Source organism: Flavobacterium sp. (genome assembly GCF_044361065.1).
Lineage (GTDB): Bacteria > Bacteroidota > Bacteroidia > Flavobacteriales > Flavobacteriaceae > Flavobacterium.
Genome location: NZ_JBIKJI010000209.1, coordinates 1 through 2,981 on the forward strand (window position 1 = coordinate 1; position 2,981 = coordinate 2,981).

A 2,981-nucleotide genomic window follows, 5' to 3' on the forward strand; every position below is an offset into this window, starting at 1 on the left:
TAGCACAATATCGTTTGGGTGAAGTAGATGCAAATATTGGATCTGAAACCTTTGGAAATGTTGTTTTTTCTCGCGGAATTGGTTCGCAATTAAATCACGCCAGAAATAATTTAGATGCTTTAATTGTAACGAATGAAATAAAGGGAAATCATAAATTAAATGATGACAATGCTATTGAATGGAGCTTTAAACATAATTTCGAAAACATTAGAGATAGAGTAGTAGAGTGGGAAGTTATTGATTCTGCAGGATTTTCATTACCAAATCCAGAATTAGAATATATAAATGACCAACCATATAACCCATATTTCGGACCTTTAGCACCATACCAAAACGTTCGTGCTAAAAATAACACCACCATAAATCGATTTAATTCCTATTTAAATTGGAATTATGAAGGAATGATTGGTTCGCATACTTATTATGTAAATGCTGGAGTTCGTGGGCAAAGTTGGATGGCTTCAAATAATGGAATTTCAGGAAATAATCAATTCACTTTTTCGCCAAGAGCGCAATTTATTTTAAAACCAAATTGGAATAAAGAAATGATTTTCCGATTCTCTGTTGGAGTATATAATCAACCGCCATTTTATAGAGAATTACGTGCCAGCGATGGTTCAGTAAATCCAAATGTTAAAGATCAAAAATCCATTCATTTTGTTTTTGGACACGATTATAGTTTTCAATTGTGGAACAGACCGTTTAAATTAGTAAGTGAAGCCTATTACAAAACGATGACAGATGTAAACGCTTATACAATAGATAATGTAAGAATTAGATATGAAGCAAATAACAACGCCACGGCTTATGTATACGGAATTGATGGAAGATTAAATGGAGAGTTTGTTCCAGGGGTAGAATCTTGGTTTACGTTTGGGTATTTAAAAACAGAAGAAAATCAAGGTGGTAAAGGTTTTATTGCACGTCCGACAGACCAACGATTGAAATTTGCTATTTTATTTCAAGATTATATGCCAAATATTCCAAGTTTAAAAATGTACTTAAATTTAGTGTATAATACAGGTTTGCCAGGTGGTTCGCCAGCATATGCAGACCCTTATTTATACCAAACAAGATTAAACGATTATAGAAGAGCCGATACCGGATTTTCTTATGTTTTTAAAGATGCTAAATTGGGTGGACATAGAAAATGGTTAGCTAATTTTTCCGAATTTAGTTTGGGCTTTGAAATTTATAATATGTTTAATAATCAAAATTCGATTACCAATACTTGGGTGCGAGATGTGTATACCAAAACACAATACGGTGTGCCAAATTATTTAACCACACGAACGTTTAATTTGAAATTAAGTATGAGAATTTAAGGTGGGGAACACAGATTTGACAGATTTTTAAAACTAAATGATTTAGAATTTAGTATATTTGATATTCAAAACAGAAACTATGAAATCGCCATAAACAAACTCGTTTGCTTGCAAACACCAATAAAAATAAAGCGATACCATATGACCTTTAAAAAACAATAAATATTTACAAATGAAAAATTACATATATATCCTTTTAGCGTCTAGTGTGATGATTTTTTCTTGTCAGGAAGAAAAAGCCAAACCAAAAGTAAAATATACTGGTAAAGAAGCCAAATCACTACAAAAAGACACCACTAAGTTAGAGGTTGCTGATTTACCTATTCAGTTCGAAGGCAGTAATGTATTGGTTTATGCCATTGGTAATTTAACTGTTGGCGATATTAATAGAAAAGGAAGTTATGAAAGCGCCTCTGCTTATGAAGGTGTTTCAGGTTTTCACGTTTCTAATTCAATGGAAAATGAAATTACAGGTTATTTACAAAATTTAAAATTTCAAGAAATTGGTTCTGATTCGTTATACGTTTTATCAGATAAAGTAATGCAAATTGAGCGTGTTTCGTATCTAAAAAATAACAAAATGTTAGTATTTGTTTTGGCTGATGCCGATACCAATCAAGATGCAATGATTGATTCGAATGATATTAAATCACTTTACATTAGTTCAGAATTAGGAAAAAATTTCACTAAAATTTCTACAGAATTACAAGAGTTGATTGATTGGAAACATATAGAATCGTCAAATAAACTATTTTTTAGAACTATAGAAGACGCAAACAAAAATGGCGAATTCGATAAAAAAGACAAAATCCACTATCACGTAGTTAATTTAAAAGACAATAAAGTATCGGAATATTTTCCTTTGTAATTTGTTATTCTAAAGTTTGTAAAGCAACTAATCTCGCGTAAGTACCATTTTTTGCAATTAAATCCGCGTGTTTTCCTTGTTCTACAATTTCACCTTTTTGCATCACAATAATGTTGTCTGCTTTTTGAATGGTAGATAAACGGTGTGCAATTACAATAGAAGTTCGGTTTTGCATCATTTTTTCTAAAGCATCTTGAACCAATTTTTCACTTTCAGTATCTAAAGCAGAAGTCGCTTCATCTAATATCATAATTGGTGGGTTTTTCAACACGGCTCTCGCAATAGATAAACGTTGTTTTTGTCCACCCGATAATTTTCCACCAGCATCACCAATATTGGTATCAATTCCATTAGGAAGAGCAGCTACAAACTCATAGGCATTAGCAATTTTTAATGCGTCAATAATTTCTTCATCTGTGGCATTTGGCTTTCCAATAAGTAAATTATTTTTTATGGATTCGTTAAATAAAATAGAATCTTGAGTAACCAATCCGATTAAACCACGTAAAGCGTGCATATCCCAATCTCTAACTTCTACACCATCCACTTCAATTGAACCTTCATTTATGTCGTAAAAACGCGTTAATAAATTGGCAATTGTACTTTTACCTGAACCCGATTGACCTACTAAAGCAATTGTTTTTCCTTTTTCCACTTCAAAGGAAAAGTTTTTCAATACATTTTCGTCTTGGTAGGCAAAGTTGATATTTTTTACAGAAATTTTATTTTCAAAAGTATGTTTTACAAAGGCATTAGGTTTGTTAACTACTACATTTTCTTGTTCTAAC

Annotated in this window: 2 protein-coding genes and 1 pseudogene; 2 read left to right on the forward strand and 1 reads right to left on the reverse strand. The window is 31.6% G+C overall.

Going from position 1 to position 2,981, the window contains the following annotated elements:
* Positions 1-1,325, forward strand: a pseudogene (locus ACIQ11_RS10025) (TonB-dependent receptor); the annotation flags it as partial.
* Between the two features lie 172 nt (positions 1,326-1,497).
* On the forward strand, positions 1,498-2,193 hold the full coding sequence (locus ACIQ11_RS10030; protein WP_396154523.1) for a hypothetical protein: 696 nt from the start codon (positions 1,498-1,500) through the stop codon (positions 2,191-2,193).
* A 4-nt stretch (positions 2,194-2,197) separates the two neighbouring features.
* Here ACIQ11_RS10030 and ACIQ11_RS10035 read toward each other — a convergent pair.
* A partial coding sequence (locus tag ACIQ11_RS10035) for an ABC transporter ATP-binding protein (RefSeq protein ID WP_396154525.1) occupies positions 2,198-2,981 on the reverse strand: 784 nt, incomplete at its 5' end.